Origin of the sequence: Nocardioides nanhaiensis (genome assembly GCF_039542785.1) — a bacterium.
GTDB classification, from domain to species: domain Bacteria; phylum Actinomycetota; class Actinomycetes; order Propionibacteriales; family Nocardioidaceae; genus Nocardioides; species Nocardioides nanhaiensis.
In genome coordinates this window covers 232,279-258,362 of the sequence record NZ_BAABIM010000005.1, presented here as the reverse complement: position 1 = coordinate 258,362, position 26,084 = coordinate 232,279, and the positions used below count along the sequence as shown (strand labels likewise).

The following is a 26,084-nucleotide window of genomic DNA, read 5'->3' as shown; positions in this document are numbered from 1 at the left end:
CCCAGGCTAGGAGGCGCCCTGAAGCCGAACCCATCCGGACACCTGTTACACGCAGGAAACAAAGGCGATACGGTCGAGAAACCGCCTCTCCATAACTTGGCGGTCACTCACCGGAGCAGCGTCGCCCGGTGGGTTCCCCGGTCATCAGCACGGGTCGCTCCCCGCCACGGGCGGCGCCCAAGGAGGACGAATGTTCCAGAACAGCGAAGAGCTGCTCAAGTACATCAAGGACGAGGGCGTCGAGATGATCGACGTGCGCTTCGTCGACCTGCCCGGCATCGAGCAGCACTTCACCGTCCCTGTGTCCTCGTTCGACCAGTCCGTCTTCGACGACGGCCTGGCCTTCGACGGCTCCTCGATCCGGGGCTTCCAGGCCATCAACGAGTCCGACATGGCGCTCTTCCCGGACCCCACGACGGCCTACCTCGACCCGTTCCGCACGGCCAAGACGCTGAACCTCGGGTTCTTCATCCACGACCCGATCACCGGTGAGGCCTACTCGCGCGACCCGCGCAACATCGCCCGCAAGGCGCTGGCCTACCTGAACACCACCGGCATCGCGGACACCGCGTTCTTCGCCCCCGAGGCCGAGTTCTACATCTTCGACAGCGTGCGGTACTCCACCTCGGCCAACGAGGGCTACTACCACATCGACTCGGTCGAGGGCTGGTGGAACTCCGGCAAGGAGGGCGACAACCTCGGCTACAAGACCCGCTTCAAGGGCGGCTACTTCCCCGTCGCGCCCTACGACCACTACGGCGACCTGCGCGACGAGATGGTCAAGAACCTCGAGGCCTCCGGCCTGCTCGTCGAGCGCGCCCACCACGAGGTCGGCACCGCCGGCCAGGCGGAGATCAACTACCGCTTCGACACGCTGCTCAAAGCCGCGGACGACGTGATGAAGTTCAAGTACCTCATCAAGAACACCGCCTGGAACAACAACCGCTCGGTCACCTTCATGCCCAAGCCGATCTTCGGCGACAACGGCTCCGGCATGCACGTGCACAGCTCGCTCTGGAAGGACGGCGAGCCGCTCTTCTACGACGAGACCGGCTACGGCGGCCTCTCCGACACCGCGCGCTGGTACATCGGCGGCATCCTCAAGCACGCCCCGGCGCTGCTGGCCTTCACCAACCCCTCGGTGAACTCCTACCACCGCCTGGTCCCCGGCTTCGAGGCCCCGATCTCGCTCGTGTACTCCAGCCGCAACCGCTCGGCCTCGGTCCGCATCCCGATCACCGGCTCCAACCCGAAGGCCAAGCGCGTCGAGTGCCGCTTCCCGGACCCCTCGGCCAACCCCTACCTGGCCTTCTCGGCCCTGATGCTCGCCGGCGTCGACGGCATCAAGAACAAGACCGAGCCGCCCGCCCCGATCGACAAGGACATCTACGAGCTCCCGCCGGACGAGATGGCCGAGATCGACCAGGTGCCCACCAGCCTGGGTGCCGTCCTCGACGCCCTCGAGGCCGACCACGAGTTCCTGACCGTGGGCAACGTGTTCACGCCCGACCTGATCGAGACCTGGGTCGACTACAAGCGCACGCACGAGATCGCCCCCGTGCAGCTGCGCCCGCACCCGCACGAGTTCGAGCTGTACTACGACATCTGAGTCCAGGCTCAGCGGCATCGAGGCCCCCATCGCACCGCGGTGGGGGCCTCGCCCGTGTCCGGGCACGTCACGACTGCGCGCCGAGGGCGACTCCGCGCCTCAGCCGTACGCGTAGTCGTCCAGCGGGAACGAGGCGGCCTCGCGGAAGGCGTTGAGCGTGGTCGTGGGGCGCAGCAGCGTGGCCTCCCCGTGCTGGTTGAAGTAGTAGCTGTTGGCCGTGGCGCACGACCCGAGGGTGAAGACCGAGTCGCCGAGCTTCTCGGTCATCCGCGCGAGGAACTCCGCGTTGGCGGCCTCGGTCACCTCGAAGGTCGTCGCCTCTCTTCGCCGGACCTCTTCCAACAACCTCCCGATGTGCCGCATCTGCGACTCGATGGTCGTGAAGTACGAGAGTCCCGAGTAGGAGTAGGGGCTGTTGAGGGAGAAGAAGTTCGGGAAGCCGGGCACCGCGATGCCCTCGTAGGCCTGGAATCGACTCTCTCGCCAGAAGCGGCCGAGGTCGCGACCGTCGCGGCCGATCACCCGCAGCGCCGGGAAGTTGGTGTCCCAGAGGTTGAACCCGGTGGCCAGCACCAGGACGTCGACCTCGGTGCGGCGACCGTCCGCGGTGGTGATGCCGGACTCGTCGATGCTCGCGATGGTTTCGGTCTCCAGGCGCACGTGCGGCTTGGTGAAGGTCGGGTAGTAGTCGTTGGAGAACGTCGGGCGCTTGCACCCGAACGAGTAGTCCGGGGTCAGCCTCGCGCGCAGCTCGGGGTCCTTGATCGACCGCTGGAGGTGCCGGCGGCACACGGTCTCCCCGATGCGGTTGGCGCCGCGCAGGCTGCCGTAGTGGAGGACCCCGGCGACCATCATCACCTCGAGCACCGCGGAGCCGAGGAGCCGGACGGCCCGCTGCGTGGGTGGGAGTGCGGCGAAGACCGAGCGCACCGCTCTCGGCACCGGGAGGTCCGGCTTGGGTGCCACCCAGATCGCCGTGCGCTGGTAGACGGTCAGCTCGGCCAGCCGGTCGGCGATCGTCGGGATGAGCTGCACGGCCGTGGCGCCGGTCCCGATGACGGCGGCGCGCCTGCCGGTCAGGTCGACGTCGTCGTCCCACGCGGTGGTGTGGACGACCTCGCCCGCGAAGGTCTCGATGCCGGGGATGTCCGGCATCTTCGGCTGCGAGAGGAACCCCGTGGCCGTGAGGAGGTAGCGCCCGCGGACAACCTCCCCCTCCGAGGTCTCGACCTCCCAGCACCGGTTCCGCTCGTCCCAGTTGGACCGCTCGACCGAGATGCCGAAGCGCATGTGGCGGCGCAGGTCGTAGGTGTCGGCGACGTGCTCGGCGTACCGCTTCAGCTCGGACCCGGGTGCGAAGAGTCGGGTCCAGTGCGGGTTCGGCTCGAAGGAGTAGGAGTACGTCGACGACGGGATGTCGACGGCCAGCCCGGGATAGCGGTTGACGTGCCAGGTGCCACCCAGGTCGTCCTCTCGCTCGAGGATCACCAGGTCCTGCAGACCGGACCGGTGGAGCTGGATGGCAGCGCCCATGCCGCCGAAGCCCGCGCCGACGATCACGGCGTCGCGCACGTGTCCCGCTCCGCTCGTGCCGATCGCGCTCACCGGGACCGCTCCCAGCCGATCAGTGCGGCTACGACGAGCACCCGCGACAGCTCGGGCACGGGACCGACGAATTCCACCTCGCAGACGAGCTTTCCCATCACCGGCCTCGTGCTGCCGAAGGTGACTCGGGCCATCTCCCGCTCCGCCACGTCGTAGGCGCATGGCGCTCCCCGAGTCGTGAGGCGTCCCAGAGGTGCTCCTGTCGGGTCCCGAAGCACGAATACCGGGAAGACCGTGAACATGCCCCCGGAGGCGACGACGCTGCCGACCGGATCACCTCCTGGCCGGCTGACCGTCAGGTGCGCGTTCGTCCGGTCGCCGGGCGCGGCCTCGAGGTCGAAGCGGTGAGCACCGTCCGCGTCGCTGATCCGGAGCACGGCATGCGGTGTGGCTTGCCGGTTGGCCAGGCTGCGCAGCACGTGCCGGAACCCCTGCTTCGTCTCCAGAGGGCGCTCATCAAGACGCGCGACCAGCCCGGAGTCACCCTCGATGACGTAGTTCGACCCCTCGCGCTGCAGGAACAACGTGTCGTCCCCGAAGAGATCGGTCATGCGGTGATCATCTCCTGCCGGCTCTGAGAGCCGCCACCGCGACGACGAGCGCCACGAAGGCGATCCACAGAGCGGGTTCGTCGAGGAAGGCGCCCAGCGCGCCGACGACGGCGACCGCCGCCAGCGCCAGGAACAGCAGGCAGCCCACGCCGCCTCCCACCCCGCGCACCGTGCGCGTCAGACGACTCGCCCCTGTCGGCTGCGTCTCCTGGTCCGGATGCGGCTCGGCCATGCGGGCCATCCCTTCGTGGGGGGGGGGGCGAGGTGGACATGACGATCGCGACGACCGCCCGGCCGGGCCAGCATGGCACGGCGACGGCCCGGCCCCGCGCACCCAACGAGCTCAGCGTCACGTGCGCACGGTCCGGACCACCAGTTCGTCGACGACGCCTCCCCCGAGATCGTCGTCTCCAAGCGGCGGGCCGGCGGGTGCGGTCACCGGCTCCCCGTCCGCGCGGGCCCAGCCGCTCCGGTCATCGTCAGCCGACGACCCGCCCGCCGTCGAGCCGGATGACCCGGTCCGCGGCCCGCAGGCTCTCGTCGTCGTGGGTCACGCACGCGACAGCGACACCGCGCCGCGCCTCCTCGGCCAGCAGACGCCGTGTGGTGTCACGACTGACGGCGTCGAGCCCGGCGGCGGGCTCGTCGAGCAGGAGCACGTCGGCGCGCTGCACGAGACCCTGCGCGAGCAGTGCTCTCTGACGTTCACCGCCGGAGAGCTCGGCGAACGGACGACGCTCGAAGCCCGCGAGCCCGACGCGGGCCACGGTCTCGGCGACGGCGCGGCGTACCTCGGCGCGCGGACGACGTCGCGGCCACGTGCCCATCGCCACCACGTCGGCGACGGTGACCGGCAACGTGTCGGGGACGCTGGGCCGCTGCACCACCAGGGCGACGCGACCGCGCCGCTCGACCGTGCCGCTCCGGGGTTCGCGCACGCCGGCCAGGATCTCCACCAGCGTGGACTTGCCGGCGCCGTTGGGCCCGACGACGGCCGTCACCGCACCCTGCGGCACCGACGCCGAGACGTCGTGCAGGACGTCCTGGGCACCGTGCGCGAAGCAGACGTGGCGTGCCAGCACGGCATCAGGGCTCCTGGACATGCCGGCGACTATAGCAATTGGTAATCGTTCTCAATTACCCGTACGGTCCTCGCCGTGCCTTCCCTCTCGGATCCCTTCACCGTCGACTTCATGCAGCGCGCCCTCCTGGGCGGATCGCTGGTCGCCGTCGTCTGCGGCGTGGTCGGCACCTGGGTCGTCATCCGCGGCATGGCGTTCCTGGGCGAGGCGATCGGGCACGGCATGCTGCCCGGCGTCGCGCTCGCCACGCTGACCGGAGCGCCCGTCCTGCTCGGCGGCGCCGCGAGCGCCGTGGTCATGAGCGCGACGATCGGCCTGCTGCACCGCCGCGGCCGGCTCTCCTACGACACCGCGATCGGCCTGCTGTTCGTCGCCATGCTCTCGCTCGGCGTCATCATCGTCTCCCACTCCGGCAGCTTCGCCACCGACGCCACGGTGATGCTCTTCGGCGACGTCCTCGCCCTGCAGGCCGGTGACCTCGTGATGCTCGCGGTGGCGCTCGTGGTGACGCTGGTGGTCACGGTGGCCTTCCACCGCGCCTTCGTGGCCGCGGCCTTCGACCCGCGCATCGCCCAGACCCTCGGCCTGCGACCGGGCCTGGCGCAGGCCGTGCTGGTCGGGCTCGTGACCCTCGCCGTCATCGCCTCCTACCAGGCGGTCGGCTCCCTGCTGGTGATCGGCCTGCTGCTCGCACCGGCCGTGGCCGCCGGCCAGTGGACGACGCGCATCCCCACCACCATGGCGCTCGCGGCGGCGCTGGGAGTGCTGGCCGTCTACGGCGGACTGCTCGTCTCGTGGCACGCCGGCACCGCCGCCGGGTCCTCGATCGCCTACACCGCCGTGATGCTCGCCGCCGCCTCCGCCGTGCTGAGCCGGGTCGTCGCCCGCGCGCGACGGCCCGCCTCGGCCACGGCCCGGACGCCGGTGCCCGAGCGCGACGCACGCCCCCTCCCCTCGACCACCGGAGTCTCCTGATGCGCACCCGCACCTACGTCCTCGCCGTCACGACGCTGCTGCTCGCGAGCGCGTGCTCGACCGCCGAGGAACGCCGCCCCTCCCCCACGGGATCCGAACCCACCGGAGACGACCACGGCGCCGTCGCAGGCGCCCAGGAGGTCGCCGAGCCCCAGCTGCACCTGCTCAGCATCGACACCGACGGCGGCGTCGGCACCCTCGACCTGCTGAGCGAGGAGACCTCCACCCTCGGCGATCTCGCCGCACCGTCTGCGATCGCGACCGACGGTCGCTACGTGCTGGCGACCGTGGACGAGGGCGTCGAGGTCGTCGACAGCGGCGTGTGGACCTGGGACCACGGGGACCACTCCCACTACTACCGCGCCGAGCCGCGGCTGCTGGGCACCGTGCCCGGCGACGGACCGGCCACCGTGGCGACCGGCCCGCTCGCGACCGCGGGCAGCACCGGCGTGCTCTTCCCGCGCAGCGGCGAAGCCGTGCTCCTCGACAACACCGCCCTCGCGGACGGAGAGCTCGTCGAGCGCTTCCGGCTCACCCTGCCGCCCCACGACGGCCTGGTGGCCCCGCTCGACGACGGCGCCGTCGTCACGGTGCCCGACGCCTCGGGCGCGGTGACGCACGTCGAGCTCGTGGACGCCGACGGCAGCACGGTCGACGGCACCCGCACCCCGTGCCCCGCCGCGAGCGGCAGCATCACCACGACGGTCGGCCTGGTGGTCGGCTGCGCCGACGGAGCACTGCTCTGGACAGCCGCTGCGGACGACGGCGACGACCCCGCCGTGGAGCAGATCCCCTACCCCGACGGCGCCTCTGCTCCCCCCGCCACCGCCTTCGACGGACGCAAGCACCGCCCGACGGTGGCGGCCCTGGCCGGGCGCGAGGGCTTCTGGCTGCTCGACACCCGTGAGCGCTCCTGGCAGCTGCACCGCACGCAGGAGCCACTGCTGCAGGTCGTGGCCGTCGACGACGAGGACCAGCACGTCGTCGCCCTCGACCGCACCGGGCGGGTGCGCGTCCACGACGGCGCCGCCGGCCGCCAGCTCGCCGCGACCCCACCCCTGCTGGCACCGAGCCTGCGCGATCCCGAGCACCGTGACGGCGTGAGCCTGGTCGTCGACGACGGCCGGGCCTACGTCAACGCGCCTGCCGAGGGCGTGGTGCTCGAGATCGACTACGCCGACTCCGCCCGCGTGGCTCGCGAGCTGACCACGCCCACCAGCCCGGCCTTCGTCGCGGAGACCGGCCGATGAGCCGCCGTGCCGCGGCGGTGCTCGCGCTGGCCCTCGGCGTCGCGCTGGCCCTCACCGGCTGCACCGCCTCGGCCGACGACGACCGTCCCCACGTCGTGGTGACCACCAACATCCTCGGCGACGTCGTGCGCAACCTCGTGGGCGAGGAGGCACAGGTGACGGTGCTGATGCGCGCGGACGCCGACCCGCACTCCTTCGAGATCTCCGCGCGCGAGGCGGCCGAGATGCGCCAGGCCGACCTGGTGGTCTCCAACGGCCTCGGGCTCGAGGAGGGACTGCAGCAGCACCTCGACGCGGCGGCCGACACCGACGTCCAGACCTTCGCGGCCGGCGACCACGTCGACGTCCTGGAGTACGGCGTCGAGCAGGGTGGGGCTCCCGACCCGCACTTCTGGACCGACCCAGTGCGGGTCGTCGACGTCGTCGACGCGCTCACGCCGGTCCTCGCACGCGTCGAGGGGCTCGACGCCGACGTCGTGCAGCAGCAGGCCGCGAGCTACCGCGCCGAGCTCCAGCAGCTCGACGCCGAGATGGTGGCCGCCTTCGACGACATCCCCGAGGACCGACGCAGCCTCGTGACCAACCACCACGTGTTCGGCTACCTGGCCGAGCGCTTCGGTTTCCGCGTCGTCGGCGCGGTCATCCCCGGTGGCACCACGCTGGCCTCCCCCAGCGCCGCGGACCTCGACGACCTGGCCGGCGCCGTCCGCTCCGCGGGAGTGCCCGTGATCTTCGCCGAGTCCTCCCAGCCGGACCGGTTGATCCAGGTGCTCGCCGACGAGGCCGGCGTCGAGGTCGACGTCGTGCCGCTGTTCACCGAGTCGCTGACCGCCTCCGGCGGCGGCGCCGAGACCTACCTGCAGATGCAGCGGGTCAACACCGAGCGCATCACCAGCGGCCTCTCCTCCTAGCGAGGAGGAGCGCCACCCAACAGAAGGACAGAGGAACAGCATGGAACGACGACACACACGCACGCTCCGAGCCACGACGGCGGCGGCCGGGCTCGCCCTGGTGCTCAGCGCCTGCGGCGGCTCCACCGACGAGGAGTCCGGCAGCGCCGAGGAGACCACCGCGGCGTCGGCGACGCCGGAGACCCCCCGGGTGGCGGTGACCTACGAGGACGGCGTCGCCGTGCTCGACGGCGAGACCCTCGAGGTGCTCGAGAAGTTCGACACCGAGGAGTTCACCCGCCTCAACGCCGTGGGCGACGGCCGCCACCTGCTCCTCACCACCACCGCGGGCTTCCAGGTGCTCGACACCGCCGAGCCCGAGCTCACCGACACCGTCGTGGACGCCGAGGCCGCCGGCCACGTGGTGCGCCACGCCGGGCAGACCGTGCTCTACGCCGACGGCACCAGCGAGACCACCATCCTCGACACCGACGCGCTGCTCGAGAGCGACGGCGAGCTCCCCGAGGGCACCACCTGGACGGCCCCCGAGGCCCACCACGGCGTCTCGATCGTGCTCGAGGACGGCACCCTGCTGACCACCCTCGGCGACGAGGAGACCCGCTCCGGGGCAGTGGCGCTGGAGCCCGGGGCCGAGGGCGAGGAGTGGACCGAGGTCACCCGCAACGAGGAGTGCCCCGGCATCCACGGCGAGGGCACGGCGGCAGGCGAGGCGGTGGTCTTCGGCTGCGAGGACGGCGCGCTGCTCTACCGCGACGGCGAGTTCCAGAAGCTGCAGGCCCCCGACGAGTTCGGCCGGATGGGCAACGCCTACGTCTCCGAGACCAGCCCGCTCGTCGTCGGCGACTACAAGACCGACCCCGACGCCGAGGGCTACCTGCTCGACCAGGTGGCGCTCATCGACACCGAGGCCGGCACCTTCGAGCCGGTGTCGCTGCCCGAGGGCGTGGAGTACACCTGGCGCGGCGTCGTGCGCGGGCCCGACGACCTGGCCTACCTGCTGGGCACCGACGGCGCGATCCACGTGATGGACCCGGCCAACGGTGAGGTGGGCGAGTCCTTCCCCGTCGTCGAGCCCTGGGAGGGCCCGGACGACTGGCAGAACCCGCACCCCGCGCTGAGCGTGCAGGGCGAGGTCGCCTACGTCGCCGACCCGGCGCGCCAGCAGGTGCACGCCGTCGACCTGACCACCGGTGAGGTCACCGCGAGCGTCGACCTCGGCCACGAGCCGAACGAGATGGCCGCCGCCATCGGCTGAGCTGGTCAGCGTGCCGCCGGGCGAGGCTCCTCGCCCGGCGGCACGAGGCGCGCCACGATGAGCACGTGACCGACCCCGCACCCGTCCGCCTGCTGGCGGTCGCCCCTCAGCTCGACGTCGCGACCGCGGTCGCGCTCGTCGTCCTGGCCGCGATCGCGGCGGGCGTCTCGGCGTTCGCCGGGTTGGGCGTCACCCGCGCGCAGGTGACGGCGGCCGCGCGCGCGACGCTGCAGCTGGCCGTGGTCGCGCTGGTCGTCGGTGCCGTCCTGCGCTCCCTGGTCCTGGCCAGCCTGTTCGTGCTGGTCATGCTGCTGGTCGCGGCGGCGACCTCGGCGCGACGGCTGGGGGTGTCGACGGCCCAGGCACCGTGGGCGGTGCTCGCGATCGCTGCCGGGGTCGCTCCGGTGCTCGCGGTGACGCTCGCGCTGGGGGTGCTCCCGCTGAACCCCGTCGGAGTGCTGCCCTACGCCGGCATCGTCATCGGTGGCGCGATGGCCGCCGCCACCCTCACCGGCCGACGCGCCGCCCAGGAGCTGGAGCTGCAGCGCCCGCAGTACGAGGCGGCGCTGGCGGTCGGTCTGACCCCCGCGGAGGCGACCGGGTTGGTGCTCCAGCCCCACGCCGCCGAGGGCCTGGTGCCCGGACTCGACCAGACCCGCACCGTGGGTCTCGTGACCCTGCCGGGCGCCTTCGTCGGCGTCCTGCTGGGCGGCGGGTCGGCCACCGACGCCGCCTCCGCCCAGCTGCTCGTGCTGGTGGGCCTGCTCGCCGCGCAGGCGGTGACCGCCGCCGTGGTGCTGCGGCTGGTGGCCGGACGCCGACTCCTGCGTGCCGACCTGCAGCGGGCCCTGCCCACCTGAGCACGGGAACCCGCTGGCGGCGGGTCTCGCTCCCCTGGTAGACCGGGGTCGACACCGACCCACGGGAGACGCCATGGCCAGCACGCTCGACGCGCTGGTGCTGCTCGCCCGCGACCCCGAGGCACTGGCGGACTTCTGGGGCGGGCTGCTGGGGTGGCGCGGCCGGGAGGTCGACGACGAGGGCCGCGTGACCGTGCGTGGCGAGGACCCGGCCGGGCTCGCCCTGCGCCTCGAACCCTCGATGGCGGAGCGGACCCTGCCCAACCCGATGCACCTCGACCTCACGAGCACCTCCCTCGAGGACCAGGAGGCGCGGGTCGAGCGCGCGCTCGCCCTCGGCGGGCGGCACCACGACGTCGGCCAGACCGGCGAGGAGGGCCACGTCGTGCTGGCCGACCCCGAGGGCAACGAGCTGTGCGTCATCGAGCCCGGCAACCGCTTCCTGGCCGGGTGCGGGCCGGTGGGCGCCGTCGCGGGTGACGGCTCCCAGGCGTGCGGGTACTTCTGGGCGGCCGCGCTCGGCTGGCCGCTGGTGTGGGACCAGGACGAGGAGACCGCGATCCAGTCCCCTGGCGGCGGCACCAAGCTCACCTGGGGCGGTCCGCCCCTGGGGCCGGCCGGACCTGCGGACCGGGTGCGCTACGACCTGCGGCTGGTGCCCGGCGAAGACGGCGAGGCCGAGGTGCGGCGGCTCGTCGGGCTCGGCGCGTCCCCGCGCGACGGCGGCGCGGCGTCAGGTCGTCGGGTCCTCGCCGACCCCGACGGCCACCCCCTCCACCTGCTGCTCCCTCGCTGAGACACCTCGACCCGGCACCGCACGGGTTCAGCCCCCGACGTCGCGACGGCGCAGGCCGACCAGCCCCAGCACCACCAGCGCGGCTGCCACTCCGAGCTCGACGGCGCCGGGCGCCACCGTGAACGGCTCCACCGGCAGACCCGGCAGGTGCTCGAATGGCGAGGCCGCCGACACCGAGTCCGGCAGCCGCAGGGTCTCGCCGAGCAGCACCTGGGTGCCCACGAGCGCGAGCGCCGCCCACGCGAGCACCGACCAGCGGGGCTGCAGCCCGACGACGGCGACGGCGAGGCCGGCGAGCACAGCCGCCGCCGGCCCGTAGGCCAGCTGGTCGACCACCCGGGTGCCGAGGTCGGCGACCCCGGCTCCGGGAGTGGCTGCCAGCTCGCCCACACCGAGGCCCAACCCCGCCAGGGCGCTCAGCACGACGACGGCCAGCGCCGCCACCGTGACCGCCGCCAGCAGCACCTGCGGACGGCGGGCCGGGGTGGCGAGCAGCAGCTCGAGCCGCCCCGACTCCTCCTCGGCACGCAGGCGCAGGGCGGAGGCGACGGCGGCGGCCGCCACCAGCAGCGCCAGGAAGACGTGGACGTAGCGCAGGAACGCCAGCACGAGCGCCTGCTCGGCGCCGGCGGCGCCGCCGAACACGTCGGCGATCTCGGGGTTGGAGGCGACGAGGTCGGGCAGCGTCGGCAGGACGGCGCCGTAGAGCAGGCCCAGCGTGGCCAGACCTGCTCCCCAGCCCAGCAGCAGGCCGCGCTGCGCACGCAGGGCCAGGCCGAGCGGGCTGCCCAGCCGATCGGCGGCGCGCTCGGGACCGGGGCGCGCCGCCAGCAGGCCGCCACCGTGGTCGCGGTGCGCCGTCAGCCACCCCGCGAGGGCCAGCAGCCCCGCCGTCGCACCGACCAGCAGCAGCGCCGGCCACCAGCGCTCACGGCCGAACGCGTCCAGCCCCTGCGCCCACCCGAAGGGCGAGGACCAGACCAGCGCCGTGTCCTGCAGCGCGCCGAGACCCCGCACCAGGTACCCCACGCCGACGGCGGCGCCCGCCAGCCCCAGGGCACCGCGGGCCGAGGAGGCCAGCTGTGCGACCAGCAGCGCCACCGCAGCGTAGACCGCTCCCTGCAGCGCCAGGCCCGTGCCGTAGGTGAGCGCACCCACGGCGTCGACCTCGACGGCGAGCATGGCCAGCGTCGTCACGGCACCGAGCAGCACGGCCGCCGTGCTCGCCAGCACGATCGCCACCACGGCGGCCGAGTGGCGACCGAGCGCGGTGGAGCGGAGCAGCTCGGCGCGTCCGCTCTCCTCCTCGGCCCGGGTGTGCCGCACGACGAGGAAGGCCACCATCAGGGCGACGCCGAGCTGCGCCACCTGCGAGATCTCGTTGGCGACGACGCCGCCGAGCGTGTCGAGCCCGGCCTGGCGCCCCGACATCAGGTAGCTGACCGGGCTGCTGCCCACCGACCGCGCGTAGCCGGCGATCTTCTCCGGGGTGTCGTAGACCGCGGGCACGGCGGTGGCGCTGGCCACGATGAGCCCACCCAGACCCACCAGCCAGGCGGGAAGGCTCAGCCGGTCGCGTCGCAGGGAGAGCCGCGGCAGCGGCCACGTGCCGGTCAGCACGCCGGTCTGCCCGCTCACGACGCCGGGTCCGCGACGCGGTCGCCGTAGTGGCGCAGGAACAGCTCCTCCAGGGTCGGCGGGTGGGCGGTCAGCGAGCGGACCCCGAGCGCCGTCAGCGCCGTCAGAGCGGCCTGCAGGTGGTGGGAGTCGACCTCGAAGACCACCCGGCGCTCGTCGACCTGAGGGTCGTGGACGCCGGGAACCTCGTGCAGCCTGTCGGCCGGCCGGTCGGTCTCGGCCACCACCGTGGTGCGGATGAGCTGTCGCAGGTCGGTCAGCGAGCCCGTCTGCACCACCCGGCCGGCTCGGATGATGCTCACCCGGTCGGCGAGCGCCTCGGCCTCGGCCAGGATGTGCGAGCTCAGGAGCACGGTGGCGCCCTCGGCCCGCAGCTCCTGCACGGCCCGTTGGAACTCCGCCTCCATCAAGGGGTCGAGGCCGGAGGTGGGCTCGTCGAACAGGTAGAGCTCCGCGCGGGCCGCGAGGGCGGCCACGAGCGCGACCTCCTGCCGGTTGCCCTTGGAGTAGGTGCGTGAGCGCTTGCGCGGGTCGAGCTCGAAGCGCTCGAGCATCTCGGTGCGGCGTGCGGGATCCAGGCCTCCGCGCATCCTCCCCAGCACGTCGATCACCTCGCCACCGGTGAGGTTCGGCCACAGCGCGACGTCACCCGGCACGTAGGCCATCCGCCGGTGCAGCTCGGGCGCCTGGTGCCACGGGTCGCCGCCGAGCAGGCGTGCGCTGCCGGAGTCGGCGCGCAGCGCGCCCCGGCAGCACCCGGATCGTCGTCGACCTGCCCGCGCCGTTCGGGCCGAGGAACGCGTGCACCTCACCGGGCTCCACGACCAGGTCGAGCCCGTCCAGGGCGCGCACCGCGCCGAAGGTCTTGACGACGTCGCGCAGCTCGATCGCGGTCACGTCGTCACGATGGCACAGCGCCCCGGACGCCGCGACAGGTCAGTCGGTGCTGTCAGTCGGTGCTGACCCGCACCACGAGCTTGCCGCCACCGTGCCCGCGCTCGTTCTCGGCGAAGGCGGCGGGCACCGACTCCAGGCCCTCGTGCACGCCGGCGACGTCGATCTCCAGCCGGCCGTCGGCCGCCAGCCCGGCCAGCCACGCCAGGCGCTCGCCGTCCGGTCGCACCCACACGATGTGGTCGGCGACCGCGGGCTCGCCGTGGTCGGCGATCGACGCGTGACGACCGCCCTCGCGCAGCACCGCCTGCGTGACCTCCCAGACGCCACCCACGAAGTCCGCGACGGCGTCGACGCCCTCGGGCGCCAGCCCCCGCACGCGCTCGGCGAGGCCCTCGCCGTAGGTGACGGGCTCGGCACCCAGCTCGCGCAGACGGTCGTGGTTGGCCTCGGACGCCGTGCCGATGACCCGGGCGGCGCCCAGCTCGCGGGCGATCTGGACGCCGAGGCGACCGACGCCGCCGGCGGCGTTGTGCACCAGCACGACATCGCCCTCCCCCACGTGCAGGTGGTCGATCAGCGTGCGGGCGGCGGTCAGCCCCACCAGGGGCAGCGCCGCGGCACGGTCGAAGTCGACCTCGGCGGGCTTGCGGGCCAGGGCCCTGGCCGGCACCGTGACCAGCTCGGCGAGCGTGCCCGCCTGCACCCAGTCCTTGCGCGCGTAGGCCAGCACCTCGTCGCCGACGGCCACCTCCGGCGTGTCGGGCCCGACGGCGCGCACCACGCCGGAGACGTCCCACCCCGGGACCACCGGGAAGCGCACCTCCATGAGCGGGTCGAGCCCACCACCGACGAGCTTCCAGTCCACGGGGTTGATCCCGACGGAGCGCACCTCCACGAGGGCCTCGCCCGGACCCACCTTGGGATCGGGGAGCTCGCCCACGGTGAGGACGTCGTCGGGGGTGCCGTACTGGTCGTAGCTGATGGCTCGCATACGAGGCACAGCACCGTGAGCACGCCGGGTGTTCCGCCGACGCGGCTCCAGCGTCGTGAGGTGACTCACCCGGCGCACGGTCAGCGCAGGACGAGCCCCTTCTCCCGCGGGTCCCAGACCAGCTCGGAGGAGTCCTCCCGCATGCCGCGCAGCACCAGCTCGACGAACGCGTCGACGTCGTACCCAGCGGGCATCCGCGGCGGCTCACCGGCGATCGCGCGGTCGGCCAGACCGGTCTCCATGTGCGGGGGCCGCACGTCGAGCACGCCCACGTGGCGGCGCCGCACCTCCTTGCGCAGCGCCTGGAGGAAGCCGCTCAGCCCCGCCTTGGTGGCGCTGTAGGCGGCCATGCCCGCCATCGGCTGGTCGGCCAGGATCGCGCTGAGCACGACGAGCTGGCCGGGGTCGGCCAGGTGCGCCAGCGCGGCGCTGCACACCGTCATCGGTCCGAGCAGGTCGACGGCGACCAGCTGCTCGGCCACGGCGTCGTCGAGCTCCTCGACGGCGCCGAACCCGGCGATGCCGCTGGCGACCACGACCACGTCGAGCCCGCCCAGACGCTCTGCCGCCTCGTCCACCGCGGCACGCGCGGCGGTGACGTCGAGCAGGTCGAGCGCCAGCACCGCCTCGAGTCCCGGCACCCGCTCGTCCAGCGACCCGGGGTCGCGGCCGGTGCCGACGACGCGGGCACCGGCCTCCACCAGGGCCCGGCTCAGCGGTGCCCCCACCCCGCCACCTGCGCCGACGACCAGCGTGCGTGCACCCTCGAGCTCCATGCCTCCCCGTTACCCCGGGCGCTGCTACTCGGCCTCGTGCACGTGGAGGCGGGCACCCTCGTGGTTGAAGATGCTGATCACCTGGGCCGGCTTGCCGCCGGCGGCCGAGAGGCTGTGCGGGGTACGGGTGTCGAACTCCGCCGCCTCGCCGCGGGTCAGCACCAGCTCTCGCTCGCCCAGCACCAGCCGCAGCTTGCCGCTGAGCACGTAGAGCCACTCGAAGCCGTCGTGCACGCGGGGCTCCGGCGCCTCGCTGCGCGGCGGGTAGGTGATCTTGTAGGTGCCGACCGAGGCGCCCTCGGGCGCGAGCGGCACGATCACCATGCCGTCGCGGTGGATCACCGGCCTCCGGACGCGGGGGTCCGGCACCTCCTGCGGCAGCAGGTCGTCGACGCGGATGCCGAGCCTGCGGGTCAGTGGCACCAGCAGCTCCAGGCTGGCCTGGCGCTTGCCGCTCTCGAGCCGCGAGAGGGTGCTCGGCGAGATCTGCGCCAGCTCGGCCAGCTGCTCCAGCGTCATCCCGCGCGCGTGGCGGGCCGCACGCAGTCGCGGTCCCACCTGGTCGAGCTCGTCCATGCCGCTCCTCCACGTCATCTGTTTGCCATTTCCGCAAGATAGTTTGCCACATCAGCGAACGACGCGCACAGTGGACGCATGGAGAACACCACGTACGACGTCATCGTCGCCGGCGGCGGCCCCGCCGGCCTGAGCGCGGCCCTCACCCTGGGACGCTCCCGCCGTCGCGTCCTCGTCCTCGACGACGACACGCCCCGCAACCGGTTCGCCGCCCACATGCACACCGTCCTGGGCCACGACGGGATCCCGCCGCACGAGCTGCGCACGCGCGGCCTGGAGGAGGTGGCGCGCTACGGCGTCGAGGTGCGCCACGCCCGTGCGGCCTCGGTGGCCGACGCGGGTCGCACCGTCGAGGTGCGCACCGAGGACGGCGAGCGCCTGTCCGCCCGGCACCTCGTGGCGGCCACCGGCGCCCGCGACCTGCTGCCTGACCTGCCCGGTCTGCAGCAGCACTGGGGCCGGCACGTGCTGCACTGCCCCTACTGCCACGGCTGGGAGGTCCGCGAGCAGCGTCTCGGGCTCCTGCTCCTGCTGGAGGTCGGCCTGCACCAGGCCGAGCTGCTGACCCAGTGGACGCCGCGCCTCACCGTCTTCACCGGCGCGCTCGGGCCGCTGGCGCCGGCGGTGCAGCAACGGCTGCGCGCTGCTGCCGTCGAGGTCGTCGACACCCCGGTGTCCGAGGTCCTGGGCGACGACGAGGAGCTGCGCGGTGTCCGGCTCGACGACGGCACCGAGGTGGCGCTCGACGCGCTCTTCGTCGGTGCGCCGATGGAGCCCCACGACGGCTTCCTCGCCGACCTGGGGCTCGAGCGCTCGGCCACCCCGGTGGGCGAGTTCGTGCAGGTCGACCAGATGGGGCGCACCAGCCACCCGCGCGTGTGGGGCATCGGCAACCTCGTCAACCCGATGGCCAACGTGCCCATGTCGAGCGCGGCCGGCGTCCTCACCGGCTCCGCCGTCAACGGCGCGCTGGTCGGCGAGGACCTCGACGACGCGCAGCAGCGTGCGGCCACCGAGTTCTGGGACGGGCACTACGCACGCCACGAGCAGGTGTGGTCGGGGCGGGTCAATGCCGCCACGGCGTCCGTGGTGTCCACGCTCGAGCCCGGCGAGGTGCTGGAGCTGGGCTGCGGCGAGGGCGGCGACGCCGTCTGGCTGGCCGAGCGGGGATGGCGCGTGACCGCCGTCGACATCGCCGAGGCCGCCGTCGAGCGCGGCGCTGCGGCGGCGCAGGCGCGCGGCGTCGGGGATCGGGTGCGCTGGCTGGCGCGCGACCTCGCCCGCTGGCAGCCCACCGCCGACGACCTCCCCGACCTCGACCTGGTGACCGCCTCGTTCTTCCACGCCCCCTTCGAGTTCCCAAGAGCCGAGGTGCTGCAGCGCGCCGCCGCACGGCTGCGCCCCGGCGGGCACCTGCTGCTGGTCTCGCACGTCATGGAGAGCCAGGACGACGTGCCGCCGTGGGCCTGGCGCGAGGGTCACGAGCACCCGCACATGCCGCGGGAGGACGTCGCCGGCCTCGGCTTCGACGACGACGCGCGGTGGCGGGTCGTCCTCGACGAGGTGCGCGAGCGCGAGGCGGCCGCCCCCGACGGCGAGCACGCGGGTCACACCGCCCACGTGCGCGACGGGGTGCTACTGCTCCAGCGCGTCGAGTGAGGAGAGGACGAGCGCCGCGGCTTCGGCGACCTGCACGTACTCCTGCTCCAGACGCCGCGGCCGGTTCCAGTCGGGCGAGCACAACCCGCGGTACAGCCCGCGCTCGGGCGTCTCGAGCAGAGGCAGGTCACGCGCGGTGCGCGGCCGGATCTCGGCGCCGCGCTCGTCGTGGCTCACCCCGAGGTGCTGCCAGCGCTCGAACGTGGCGAGGTCCATCAGCAACGACCGTGCCGGCAGGCCGGCGGCACGGTAGCCGTGCAGGATCTCGAACCCGCGGGCGTCCAGGTCGCCCCAGTACCAGAGCGGTCGAGCCTCGCGCACCCACGCCAGGTCGGCGAGCAGGCCCGGGCCGTTGCCGTCACCCTCCACGGCCACCCCACCGGGCACGGGTGCGAACCCCTGGGCGTTCTCGCGGTTCTCGCACACCACCACGACCCGGGGCCGGTAGGCGAGCGTCTCGACGTCGCCTTCGGTGACGACGTCGTGCCGGCGGCGCCCTGCCGCACGGTGCCCGGGGTCGAGGTAGGTGAGGTGCACGCGACGCGGCCGGGTGTGCACCAGCCCGAGCTCCTCGCGGCCGAGCAGGCGCCGCAGGTCGCCGGCGTGCAGCTCGAGCCACTTGGTGCCCAGCCCCTCGACCGGCACCTGGCGCGCGGAGATCCCCGAGGTGGGGTGGAGGGTCAGCCAGTGCGCGGCGCGCAGCAGCCGTGCCACGTGCAGGTCGTCGCGCCGCTCGAGCGCCCGCAGCAGCGAGGCCAGGTCCGCGGGCTCGCACGGGCGGTCACGCAACGCGGGCAGCTGTGCGCGCAGCAGGGCGAGCCGTGCCTGCGCGGCCCGCAACCGTGCCGGCCACTCCTCCCCCGCGAGCGCGGCGGCGGCGTCGAGGTCGGCCACCTCCAGGAGCGCCGGGAGCGGTTGGACGGTGCCGTGCACCCGGACGTCCTCGCGCCGCACCAGGCGCACACCCGGCGGCAACGCCCGCTCGGCGTCGACCCAGCGCAGGGCCCAGGCGTGCACCTGTGGCCACTGCGCGGCCAGCGTGCGCCCCCGCAGGCCCGAGGAGCCCAGGGGCACCTGCGGCGACCAGGGCTCCGCCTTGGTCAGCAGCCTGTGCCAGCGCGCCTCCAGCCGACGACGCACCTGCGCCCGGGCCTCCTCGGGGCTCAGCACGGCGGTGTCCCGTTCAGGCGGGCCCGGCTGCCCGCGCCGGCTCGGCGTCGCGGATCGGCGTGATCCACGCCTGGTGGGTGGCGGCGTCCTTGGTGATGGCGAGCAGCTCGTCCATGTGCGGCTCGAGGCCGGTCACCTTGTCGAGCGGCACGCCCACCACCAGCTGGAAGCCCAGCCCCCGCCAGGCCTGCACGGCACGACCCGCGAACTCGGAGTCGGCCTTGACGAAGCCCTCGTCGAGGAAGACCGGGGCGAAGCGGGGCCGCGAGCGCATCTCGTCGCCGAGGCGGAACCGCAGCGCGGAGCCGACGATGAACGCCACCAGCTCCTGGCTCTCTCCGCCGCTCTTCTCGCCGAGCGTGCGGTAGGTGGCCCGCAGCTCACCGGTGAGGTGGTCGTAGCGCTCGGCGCTGATCTCCACGTGCCGGCGCACGTCGAGCAGCCGGTCGCGGTCGCTGAGCGCCTCACCACCCTGGGCGGGTGAGCGCAGCTGGGCCATGAACCGGCTCAGCTGCTCGAAGCGCTGCTCCAGCTCGGCCTCGGCGAGCTCGGCGGTGGTGCCGGCGGAGAGTGCGCGCAGGTCGCGCATGAACACCTGCACGTGCGCCGGGGCGAGCCGCCGCAGGCGGATCCGGAGCCGGTCGCCGGTGGCGCCGAACTCCAGACGACGCAGGATGGCGTTGATCGGCTCCAGGCGGTCCTCGATCTCCTCGACCGAGGCGGCCATGGCGCCCACCAGCGGCACGAGGTCCTGCCCGCTCCACTCGGTGAGGCGGCGCCGCCACTCCGAGCGGCGCCCGGCCAGCCCGGTGCCGCGGATCTCCTCCAGGATGCGGGCGTAGTCGGCGTAGGAGTCGGCGGTGGCGCCCAGGTTGGGCGAGTCCCACTGGAACTTGTACATCCGGAAGATGCCGGCCAGCTCGTCCTCGGCGCGACGGATCTCGGCCTCGGCCTCGCCGACGGCCCCGCGCAGGCGCTCGGCGAGCCGGTGCGAGTGCTCGGTGAAGCGGTCGAGGTCGTCGGGGTCGGCCGGCTCAACGGCAGCCGCCAGCTCGGCGCGCAGCGCGGTGTCCTGCTCGGGTGTGAGCACTGCTCTGCCCGCGCGCTCCATCGCCTCCAGCCGGTCCTGCACGAGGTCCTCGGAGTCCACGAGCTCGAGGTGCTCCTGGCCCAGCCGGCGCTGCTCCTGCTCGAGCCCGAACCGACGAGTCCGTGTGGCGTCGAGCTGCTGCTCGAGACCGTCGATCTGGGCCTGCAGGGCCTGCAGCCGGTCGTCGGAGGTGAGGATGTCGCTGCGGCGCTGCTCGAGGTCGGCGATGCGGCGGTCACTGCCCACCACGTCGACGTCGTCGAAGCGCACCAGGGCGATGGCGTCGTGCGCCTGGCGGCGCAGGTCGCCCACCCGGGCGCGACGGTCCAGCTCGGCCAGGGCGGCGTCGACCTGCTGGAGCTGCTGCTCGAGGGCCACCAGCTGCTCGTCGATCTCGGCGATCGCCTCCTCGTTGGAGAAGCCGATGATGTTGCGCTGGTCGGAGCGGCCGTGGGTGCCGCGCCGCCCGTGCCGGGTCTGGCCGGCCTGCGTGACGCGCAGGCCCGGTCCCTCCAGGCCGGCGGCGTCGGGCACGCAGAGCGCGTTGCGGGAGGACTCGGCCACGTGCCGCTGCACCCAGCCGCGGAACGGGGACTCCTGGTGCAGCAGCTTGCCGGCCACCCGGTCGGGGTCCTGCGCGCCGGCGTCGGGCAGGTCGAGCTCGGCTCCCTGGAAGGTGATCCGCCCCGGCAGCCGCAGGCCGTCGATGGCGCGTGAGAACTCACCGAGCCGGTGGGCCGGCACCAGCAGCACCCGGGCGGTGGCGCCGAGAACGGTCTCCACGGCGGTGCGCCACTGCGCCTCGGCGGGAGGCAGGTCGATCAGCTCGGCCACGAACGGCAGCTCCTCGACACCGAGGCCGCTGGCCTGCGCGACCAGGGCGCGCATCTCGTGCAGGTGCGCGGGCACCCGGCCCGCGCGGTGCTCGAGCGACTCGCGCTCGCGGCGCAGCTCGCCCTGCCGGTTCTTCAACGGCACCAGCCGGTCGCGCACCTCGTCGCGCTCGGTGCGCAGGGCGGCCTGCTCGGCCTCGCCCGCGGCCAGCCGCTCGCGGGCGGTCTCCTGCAGCAGCGCGAAGGCCGCCGCGGACTCCAGCGCCGACTCCAGGTCGGGAGCGTCGGTCTCGGTGAGGCCGACGATGGGGTAGACCCGCTCCTCCAGCTCGGCCAGGCGGGCGGCACGCTGCTCGCGCCGCACCCGCTCGTGCTCGACCTGGGCGGCGAGCGCCTGCAGGTCGCCGCCGCCGGCCGCGCGGTGCGCCTCCTTGGCGGCCTCGAGGTCGGCGGCACCGCGGGTCTCCTCCGCCCGGGCCGCCACCAGCTGCTCGGAGGTCGCCGCCCGGCCCTGCCGGTTGCGCTCGGTGGCGGCGGCGAGCAGCCGCAGGTGGTGACGCAGCAGCCACAGCCGCAGCGGGGTGTCGCCGGTGGCGGTGACGCCGAACGCGTCGAGCTCGGCCAGGCGGTCCCCCGCACGGACGCGGCGCTCGTGCAGCGCGGTGATCGGCTCGAGCAGCTGCAGCTTGGCCTCCTCGGTGCGCATCGCGGCGTAGGCGGCGTCGAGGTCGTCGAAGTGCTCGATGGCGCGGTCGGCGGCCCCGTAGGTGGCCGGTCGCTCCAGGACCATGTCCTTGTACAGCTCGTCGACGCTGCGCACCTGGTTGCCGGCCTGGATGCGTGCGAGCAGTCGCAGCGCCTTGGCGCCGTCGCCGTTGGCACCGATGCCCAGTCGGGCGTGCAGGACCGCGGAGAACTCGGCGTAGGTGCGATGCACCCGCACCCCCGGGAAGAGCTTCTTGAGCGTCGTGGCGTGGAAGCGCTCGGGGACCGCGACCTCGAGGACGGCCAGGTCGAGGGCACCCTCGTGGGTGACCAGCTGCATCTGCACCTCGCTGGAGCGGGCGGCCCGCCGCGGCACGTAGTAGGTGCGCAGCGCGGTGAAGCGACCGCCGAGGTCGTTGACGAAGGTCATCGCCACCGCCCCCCAGGTGTCGGCGCCCTTGCCGCGCAGCAGCTTCTCGACCGGGCGGCCGGTGCGGGGGTCGTCGACGACGTCGACCGCACCCCGCAGGTAGCTGAGCAGGTTGCGCTGCCCCACGCCGCGAGCCCGGCCCGCGACGGCGTCGTTGGAGGCGCCGTTGAACTTGGTGTCCGAGGGCATCATCAGCGCCGTGTAGGCATCGAGGATGGTGCTCTTGCCGACGCCGGAGGCACCGCTGATCATCGTGGCGTCGCCACCCAGCGGCACCGCGGTGAGACCGCCGAAGCCGCCCCAGTTGACCAGCTGCATCAGGCTCGCGCGCCACTGGACGGTGCCGTCGGCCGGGGTGGCGACCTCGGCGCGGTCGAAGAGACCCTCGCCGGTCTCGGCGTCCAGCTCGGTCTCGAGGTCGATGCTCATCGGGCCTCCTGCGGCTCGGGCTGGTCGGCGGGCTCCTCGAACAGGTCGGCCTCCGCCGCCGGCGCCGCCTCCGCGGGCTCGGCCCCGTTGGCGCGGCGCAGCGCCTCGAGCAGCTCGGCGAGCACCTCCAGCGGCAGCAGCGGCTCCACGGCCTCGCTGATCTCGTAGCGGTCGTCCTGCGGCGCACCGATCAGCAACCCCGCCTTGATGACCCCGGCCACCGCGTTGCGCGCCCGCTTCTCGTCGCCAGCCTCGTCGGTGGCGTGCGCGGGGCGGAAGCTCTGCACGTGGTCGAGGATGTCGTCGCGGTCGACGAAGACGCGGGCGTCGCCGCTGGCCAGCCCGGCGCGCAGCCGGTCGCGCAGGTGGACGAGCACGAGCGTCTCCTCGCGCGACCACGCGGCGTCGTAGAGCAGCGTCGGGAACCGGGCGCCGGTCTCGGAGGTGGCCTGGCGCTTCCAGGCCACCTCGCGGACGCGGTCGACCTGCAGCTCGAGGAAGAGGTCGTTGAGGCGTGAGCGCAGGACCCGCTCGTGCTCCACCAGCACCTGCCAGTCCCGCGGGTGGGTGCGCGCGGAGATGAAGCGTTGCTTGAGCAGCGCCACCAGCGCGACCCGCTGGGCGTGCTCGAGCCCGCCCTCGTCGCCCTCGAACAGCGAGACCGAGCGCTCGTCGAGCGGGGCGAGGTCGTCCTCGTCGGGGTGCGTGCCCAGCCCGTCGTCGAGCCCGTCGTCGAGCCCGTCGTCGAGCAGGTCGGTGTGGTCGGTGTCGGTGCTCATGCGTGCTCCGGGTGGTGCTGGCCGGTCAGGTCCAGGTCGGGGTCGGGCAGGTCGGTGCGCGGCACCGCGAAGGTGCGGCGCGAGCCGTCGGGGCGCACGGCGCGCCACTGCTCGGCCTCGCCCGCGGCGTCCCAGCCGTGCTGCGCGGCCAGGTGCAGCAGCCCGAAGATCTCCACCGGACGGCGCAGCGAGGGCTCGAGTCTCTCGAAGAGCTCGCCCAGGGAGGCGGCCGGGTGCAAGGAGTGCAGCGCCTCCTCGAGCCGGCGCCGCAGCGGCGTGAGCTGAGGGCCGCCCTGCGCCTTGAGCTCGGCGAGCGAGAGCCCCGGCGCGGCCTCGCCGGAGGTCGTCGCGATGGGCTCGGGCGGGGTGTCGTCGGCCGGGTCGTGGAACCGCTCGCGCAGGTGCTCGACGCCGACGCGGGCCGGCAGCAGCGCGACGTCGTGGGTGGCGCGCGGACCCGTGGTGGCCATCCAGGCCATCAGCTCGGACTCGACCTGGCGCAACACCTGCTCGAGCTCGCGGTCGCGCACGGCGTCGTGGCTGACGATGTACTCCTTGAGCGTGGCGGTGACCCGCGAGCGCTGGGTGAGCACCCGGTCCAGGCCGTCGCGCACCAGGCGCACGGTGCCGCGCAGCTCACCCCGGTCGGCCTCGCCCAGGATCCGGTCCGAGACCGGGTGCTCGAGCAGCGCCGTGAGGTCCTCGCGCAGCTGGGTGACCAGGCCGTCGTCGCGCAGCAGCGCGAACGCACCCTCGAACGCGCGGCCCTCGTGGGTGGCGGTCAGCAACGCGTCGGCGCGGTCGAGGTAGTCGTCGATCACCTCGCCGGCGGGGCGGTCCTCGGCCCGGAAGGAGGCCAGCACCTCCGCGCGGATCTGGGCGAAGCGCTCCTCGACCCGGGCGAAGTCACTGGGCAGTGCCGAGATCAGGGAGAGCAGCTCGGTGAAGCCCTCGAGCATGTAGTCCTCGGTGGCGCTCACCATCTCGGCGCCGTCGACCAGCCGGTCGCGCTCGGCCTGCAGGCGGGCGATCTCGGCGTTGAGGATGCCCACCCGGGCCGACCGGTCGGGGTTGGCCTCGGCGTTGAAGCGCCGGACGGTGGAGAGGATCGTGGCGATGCGGTGCTCGCTGAGCGTCGCGCGGTCGCGGGTGAGGTTCTTGACCAGCTCGAGCGCCTGCTGGGCGTGCGAGGTGAGCGCGTACACCTCGTGACCGGCGTCGTCGAGCGAGCGGACCAGCCACTGGCCGCGCATCCAGCGCTGGCACAGGTCGCGCCCGCTGCCGCTGGGCAGGTCGCCCTCGGGCTCACCGGCCAGGCGCACCTGCGCGAGGTGGTCCTCCACCTGGGCGTGCAGCCGTGCGGTGGGGATGGGGGTGTTGCTGCGCCCGAAGGCGGCCCGGAAGACGCTGATCACGACCGGCGCCTGACGCTGGTGCAGGAGGGTGAGGGTGGGCTGGGCGAAGGCGTCCTTGACGCGCGCCAGCTCACCGGCGACCTCACTCATCGCGACACCCCTCCCTGACGTCCGGACTGCGGCCTCGGCGCTCCGGTGCCCTCCCGGAACGGTGGGCATCGTTCCACGCGCCACCGACGGTCCGCAGACCCGGTGGCGACTTATCTGTAGTACTTTGGTCAAGTTACTGATTAACAGAGTCCACTCCCCAGCAGGAGGAACACATGACCCGACAGCTCCACCTCGGCGGCTTCATGATCGCCAGCCAGGTGACCCACTCGCACGCCGCCTGGCGCCACCCCGCCTCCGACCCCGACTTCCTGGCGCCCGAGTACTACCACCGGATCGGTCGCATCCTGGAGCGCGGCACCTTCGACTTCGTCTTCTTCGCCGACCTGCTGGCGGTGCCCACCAACTACGGCGGGGACTACCGGGAAGCCGTCCGGCGCGGCACCCAGGCCAGCGCGACGCTGGACCCGAGCCTGGTCGCCACCAGCATCGCGGCGGTCACGCGGAACCTCGGCGTCGCGATCACCAAGAGCACCACCTACTTCCATCCCTTCGAGCTCGCGCGCATCTTCGCGACGCTCGACCACCTCAGCCAGGGGCGCGTGGCCTGGAACATCGTCACCTCCCTGAGCTCGGGCGAGGCGCGCAACTTCGGGCTCGAGCAGGCCCTCGACCACGACCTGCGCTACGACCGTGCGCAGGAGTTCGTCGAGGCCGCCATCAAGCTCTGGGACAGCTGGGACGCCGACGCGCTCGTGCAGGACAAGGAGTCCGGGGTGTTCGCCGACCCGGCCAAGATCCACGCCGCGGACCACGACGGGCTCTTCTACAAGACGCGCGGCCCGCTGCCGACGCCGCGCTCCCCCCAAGGGCGACCGGTCTTCATCCAGGCGGGGTCCTCGGGCAAGGGCAAGGACTTCGCCGCCCGCTGGGCCGAGGCGATCTTCGAGATCGACCCGACGCCCGAGGGCCGTCGCGCCTACTACGACGACGTCAAGAGCCGCGCCAGCGACGCCGGGCGCAACCCCGACCACGTGAAGATCCTGCCGGCCTTCGTCCCCTTCGTCGCCGAGACCGCCTCGATCGCGCGCGAGAAGCAGGCCTTCCACAACGAGCTGGCCGACCCGATCTCGGGACTCATGACGCTCTCGGTGCACACCGACCACGACTTCTCCCAGTACGACCTCGACATCCCGCTCGAGCAGGTCAGCGTCGGCGGCAGCCAGGGGCTCTTCGACCTCGCCAAGCGACTCTCGGACCGCGACAGCCTGACCCTGCGCGACGTGGGCAAGCTGTACGCCCAGGGCGTCATGCTCCCCCAGTTCGTGGGCACCGCCTCCGACGTCGCCGACCAGATCGAGGACGGGTTCCGGGGCGGCGAGGCGGACGGCTGGATGCTCTCCTGCGCCCAGTCGCCCGGCACGTTCAACGACTTCGTCGACCTGGTGGTGCCCGAGCTGCGCCGCCGCGGGCTGTTCCGCGAGTCCTACGCGGGCACGACCCTGCGCGAGCACCTCGGCCTCGCCGAGGCTCCGGCGCCGACCCTCGTCACCCGCTGAGCCCGCGCGCCGAGCAGGCCGGCTGCGCCCGTCGGGTCTATTGAGGACGGGTCGACCACAACGAACCGGTCTGGTCCAGCTCGCGCCGTTCGTGACGTGGAGGGTTTGTGCAACGTTACGATCCACGCCGGGAGTCCGGAGCGCCGAGGGGGGAAGCGCGATCGGACTCCCGGTAGGCCTCCACCGCTCTCCCAG

21 protein-coding genes and 1 pseudogene are annotated in these 26,084 nt (G+C 73.4%); 9 read left to right on the top strand and 13 right to left on the bottom strand.

Annotation, left to right across the window (positions count from 1 at the left end):
• The first annotated feature begins 190 nt into the window (after positions 1–190).
• Positions 191–1,609, top strand: a complete 1,419-nt coding sequence (gene glnA / locus ABD948_RS20915; protein ID WP_345271844.1) for a type I glutamate--ammonia ligase — start codon at positions 191–193, stop codon at positions 1,607–1,609.
• A gap of 99 nt (positions 1,610–1,708) precedes the next feature.
• Here glnA and ABD948_RS20910 read toward each other — a convergent pair whose 3' ends face one another.
• From ABD948_RS20910 to aztA, 4 genes are all read right to left on the bottom strand, one after another.
• Positions 1,709–3,214 (bottom strand): flavin-containing monooxygenase, encoded by a 1,506-nt coding sequence (locus tag ABD948_RS20910; protein ID WP_345271836.1) that lies wholly within the window; start codon positions 3,212–3,214, stop codon positions 1,709–1,711.
• The gene (locus ABD948_RS20905) at positions 3,211–3,765 is read right to left on the bottom strand and encodes a hypothetical protein (RefSeq protein WP_345271833.1); all 555 of its coding nucleotides are present in this window, start codon (positions 3,763–3,765) and stop codon (positions 3,211–3,213) included. Before ABD948_RS20905 ends, ABD948_RS20910 begins: the two co-directional genes overlap by 4 nt.
• Before the next feature lie 7 nt (positions 3,766–3,772).
• Positions 3,773–3,997 (bottom strand): hypothetical protein, encoded by a 225-nt coding sequence (locus ABD948_RS20900; RefSeq protein ID WP_345271829.1) that lies wholly within the window; start codon positions 3,995–3,997, stop codon positions 3,773–3,775.
• 247 nt (positions 3,998–4,244) lie between these two features.
• The gene (gene aztA, locus ABD948_RS20895) at positions 4,245–4,868 is read right to left on the bottom strand and encodes a zinc ABC transporter ATP-binding protein AztA (protein ID WP_345271823.1); all 624 of its coding nucleotides are present in this window, start codon (positions 4,866–4,868) and stop codon (positions 4,245–4,247) included.
• A gap of 54 nt (positions 4,869–4,922) precedes the next feature.
• Here aztA and aztB point away from each other — a divergent pair, with 54 nt between their 5' ends.
• The 6 genes from aztB to ABD948_RS20865 all read left to right on the top strand — a co-directional run bounded on the left by aztB (position 4,923) and on the right by ABD948_RS20865 (position 10,894).
• The gene (aztB, locus tag ABD948_RS20890; protein ID WP_345271816.1) at positions 4,923–5,822 is read left to right on the top strand and encodes a zinc ABC transporter permease AztB; all 900 of its coding nucleotides are present in this window, start codon (positions 4,923–4,925) and stop codon (positions 5,820–5,822) included.
• Complete coding sequence (locus tag ABD948_RS20885; RefSeq protein WP_345271814.1) at positions 5,822–7,072, top strand: ABC transporter; 1,251 nt, start codon at positions 5,822–5,824, stop codon at positions 7,070–7,072. The genes aztB and ABD948_RS20885 overlap by 1 nt, the downstream gene beginning before the upstream one ends.
• Complete coding sequence (gene aztC / locus ABD948_RS20880; RefSeq protein ID WP_345271813.1) at positions 7,069–7,983, top strand: zinc ABC transporter substrate-binding protein AztC; 915 nt, start codon at positions 7,069–7,071, stop codon at positions 7,981–7,983. Before ABD948_RS20885 ends, aztC begins: the two co-directional genes overlap by 4 nt.
• A 40-nt stretch (positions 7,984–8,023) precedes the next feature.
• On the top strand, positions 8,024–9,238 hold the full coding sequence (gene aztD, locus ABD948_RS20875; protein WP_345271812.1) for a zinc metallochaperone AztD: 1,215 nt from the start codon (positions 8,024–8,026) through the stop codon (positions 9,236–9,238).
• 65 nt (positions 9,239–9,303) lie between these two features.
• The gene (locus tag ABD948_RS20870) at positions 9,304–10,098 is read left to right on the top strand and encodes an ABC transporter permease (RefSeq protein WP_345271811.1); all 795 of its coding nucleotides are present in this window, start codon (positions 9,304–9,306) and stop codon (positions 10,096–10,098) included.
• 73 nt (positions 10,099–10,171) lie between these two features.
• Positions 10,172–10,894, top strand: coding sequence for a VOC family protein (locus tag ABD948_RS20865; protein ID WP_345271810.1), 723 nt, complete (start codon positions 10,172–10,174; stop codon positions 10,892–10,894).
• A gap of 27 nt (positions 10,895–10,921) precedes the next feature.
• On the opposite strand, the gene ABD948_RS20860 is transcribed toward ABD948_RS20865, so the two are convergent.
• The 5 genes and pseudogenes from ABD948_RS20860 to ABD948_RS20840 form a co-directional block, all read right to left on the bottom strand.
• Positions 10,922–12,532 carry an ABC transporter permease gene (locus tag ABD948_RS20860; protein WP_345271809.1) on the bottom strand — a complete coding sequence of 537 codons (1,611 nt, stop codon included), beginning with the start codon at positions 12,530–12,532 and terminating at the stop codon, positions 10,922–10,924.
• Positions 12,529–13,429, bottom strand: a pseudogene (locus ABD948_RS20855) (ABC transporter ATP-binding protein). The gene ABD948_RS20860 and the pseudogene ABD948_RS20855 overlap by 4 nt, the downstream one beginning before the upstream one ends.
• 52 nt (positions 13,430–13,481) lie before the next feature.
• Positions 13,482–14,420 (bottom strand): NADP-dependent oxidoreductase, encoded by a 939-nt coding sequence (locus ABD948_RS20850; protein ID WP_345271808.1) that lies wholly within the window; start codon positions 14,418–14,420, stop codon positions 13,482–13,484.
• 80 nt (positions 14,421–14,500) lie between these two features.
• Positions 14,501–15,196 (bottom strand): SDR family NAD(P)-dependent oxidoreductase, encoded by a 696-nt coding sequence (locus tag ABD948_RS20845; RefSeq protein WP_345271807.1) that lies wholly within the window; start codon positions 15,194–15,196, stop codon positions 14,501–14,503.
• Positions 15,197–15,220: 24 nt separating this feature from the next.
• Complete coding sequence (locus ABD948_RS20840; protein ID WP_345271806.1) at positions 15,221–15,772, bottom strand: helix-turn-helix domain-containing protein; 552 nt, start codon at positions 15,770–15,772, stop codon at positions 15,221–15,223.
• Positions 15,773–15,850: 78 nt separating this feature from the next.
• Here ABD948_RS20840 and ABD948_RS20835 point away from each other — a divergent pair, with 78 nt between their 5' ends.
• Positions 15,851–17,431 carry an FAD-dependent oxidoreductase gene (locus ABD948_RS20835; RefSeq protein ID WP_345271805.1) on the top strand — a complete coding sequence of 527 codons (1,581 nt, stop codon included), beginning with the start codon at positions 15,851–15,853 and terminating at the stop codon, positions 17,429–17,431.
• Here ABD948_RS20835 and ABD948_RS20830 read toward each other — a convergent pair.
• From ABD948_RS20830 to ABD948_RS20815, 4 genes are read right to left on the bottom strand one after another with little or no spacing between them, the layout of a single operon-like run.
• A complete protein-coding gene (locus ABD948_RS20830; protein ID WP_345271804.1) occupies positions 17,408–18,601 on the bottom strand; it encodes a Wadjet anti-phage system protein JetD domain-containing protein in 1,194 nt (397 codons plus the stop codon). The genes ABD948_RS20835 and ABD948_RS20830 overlap by 24 nt on opposite strands.
• A 13-nt stretch (positions 18,602–18,614) precedes the next feature.
• On the bottom strand, positions 18,615–22,088 hold the full coding sequence (locus ABD948_RS20825; protein ID WP_345271803.1) for an ATP-binding protein: 3,474 nt from the start codon (positions 22,086–22,088) through the stop codon (positions 18,615–18,617).
• Positions 22,085–22,867: a DUF4194 domain-containing protein gene (locus ABD948_RS20820; RefSeq protein ID WP_345271802.1), complete on the bottom strand. Its 783-nt coding sequence runs from the start codon at positions 22,865–22,867 to the stop codon at positions 22,085–22,087. Before ABD948_RS20820 ends, ABD948_RS20825 begins: the two co-directional genes overlap by 4 nt.
• Positions 22,864–24,372, bottom strand: coding sequence for a DUF3375 domain-containing protein (locus ABD948_RS20815; protein ID WP_345271801.1), 1,509 nt, complete (start codon positions 24,370–24,372; stop codon positions 22,864–22,866). The genes ABD948_RS20820 and ABD948_RS20815 overlap by 4 nt, the downstream gene beginning before the upstream one ends.
• A 173-nt stretch (positions 24,373–24,545) precedes the next feature.
• On the opposite strand from ABD948_RS20815, the gene ABD948_RS20810 reads away from it, so the two are divergent.
• The gene (locus tag ABD948_RS20810; protein ID WP_345271800.1) at positions 24,546–25,889 is read left to right on the top strand and encodes an LLM class flavin-dependent oxidoreductase; all 1,344 of its coding nucleotides are present in this window, start codon (positions 24,546–24,548) and stop codon (positions 25,887–25,889) included.
• Positions 25,890–26,084: the final 195 nt, after the last annotated feature.

What these genes read in the sequence shown, in the direction of transcription:
- glnA (WP_345271844.1), top strand. Translation starts at nt 191, where the DNA reads ATGTTCCAGAACAGCGAAGAGCTGCTCAAGTACATCAAGGACGAGGGC.
- ABD948_RS20905 (WP_345271833.1), bottom strand. Translation starts at nt 3,765, where the DNA reads ATGACCGATCTCTTCGGGGACGACACGTTGTTCCTGCAGCGCGAGGGG.
- ABD948_RS20900 (WP_345271829.1), bottom strand. Translation starts at nt 3,997, where the DNA reads ATGGCCGAGCCGCATCCGGACCAGGAGACGCAGCCGACAGGGGCGAGT.
- aztA (WP_345271823.1), bottom strand. Translation starts at nt 4,868, where the DNA reads ATGTCCAGGAGCCCTGATGCCGTGCTGGCACGCCACGTCTGCTTCGCG.
- ABD948_RS20885 (WP_345271814.1), top strand. Translation starts at nt 5,822, where the DNA reads ATGCGCACCCGCACCTACGTCCTCGCCGTCACGACGCTGCTGCTCGCG.
- aztC (WP_345271813.1), top strand. Translation starts at nt 7,069, where the DNA reads ATGAGCCGCCGTGCCGCGGCGGTGCTCGCGCTGGCCCTCGGCGTCGCG.
- aztD (WP_345271812.1), top strand. Translation starts at nt 8,024, where the DNA reads ATGGAACGACGACACACACGCACGCTCCGAGCCACGACGGCGGCGGCC.
- ABD948_RS20865 (WP_345271810.1), top strand. Translation starts at nt 10,172, where the DNA reads ATGGCCAGCACGCTCGACGCGCTGGTGCTGCTCGCCCGCGACCCCGAG.
- ABD948_RS20850 (WP_345271808.1), bottom strand. Translation starts at nt 14,420, where the DNA reads ATGCGAGCCATCAGCTACGACCAGTACGGCACCCCCGACGACGTCCTC.
- ABD948_RS20845 (WP_345271807.1), bottom strand. Translation starts at nt 15,196, where the DNA reads ATGGAGCTCGAGGGTGCACGCACGCTGGTCGTCGGCGCAGGTGGCGGG.
- ABD948_RS20840 (WP_345271806.1), bottom strand. Translation starts at nt 15,772, where the DNA reads ATGGACGAGCTCGACCAGGTGGGACCGCGACTGCGTGCGGCCCGCCAC.
- ABD948_RS20835 (WP_345271805.1), top strand. Translation starts at nt 15,851, where the DNA reads ATGGAGAACACCACGTACGACGTCATCGTCGCCGGCGGCGGCCCCGCC.
- ABD948_RS20825 (WP_345271803.1), bottom strand. Translation starts at nt 22,088, where the DNA reads ATGAGCATCGACCTCGAGACCGAGCTGGACGCCGAGACCGGCGAGGGT.
- ABD948_RS20820 (WP_345271802.1), bottom strand. Translation starts at nt 22,867, where the DNA reads ATGAGCACCGACACCGACCACACCGACCTGCTCGACGACGGGCTCGAC.
- ABD948_RS20815 (WP_345271801.1), bottom strand. Translation starts at nt 24,372, where the DNA reads ATGAGTGAGGTCGCCGGTGAGCTGGCGCGCGTCAAGGACGCCTTCGCC.
- ABD948_RS20810 (WP_345271800.1), top strand. Translation starts at nt 24,546, where the DNA reads ATGACCCGACAGCTCCACCTCGGCGGCTTCATGATCGCCAGCCAGGTG.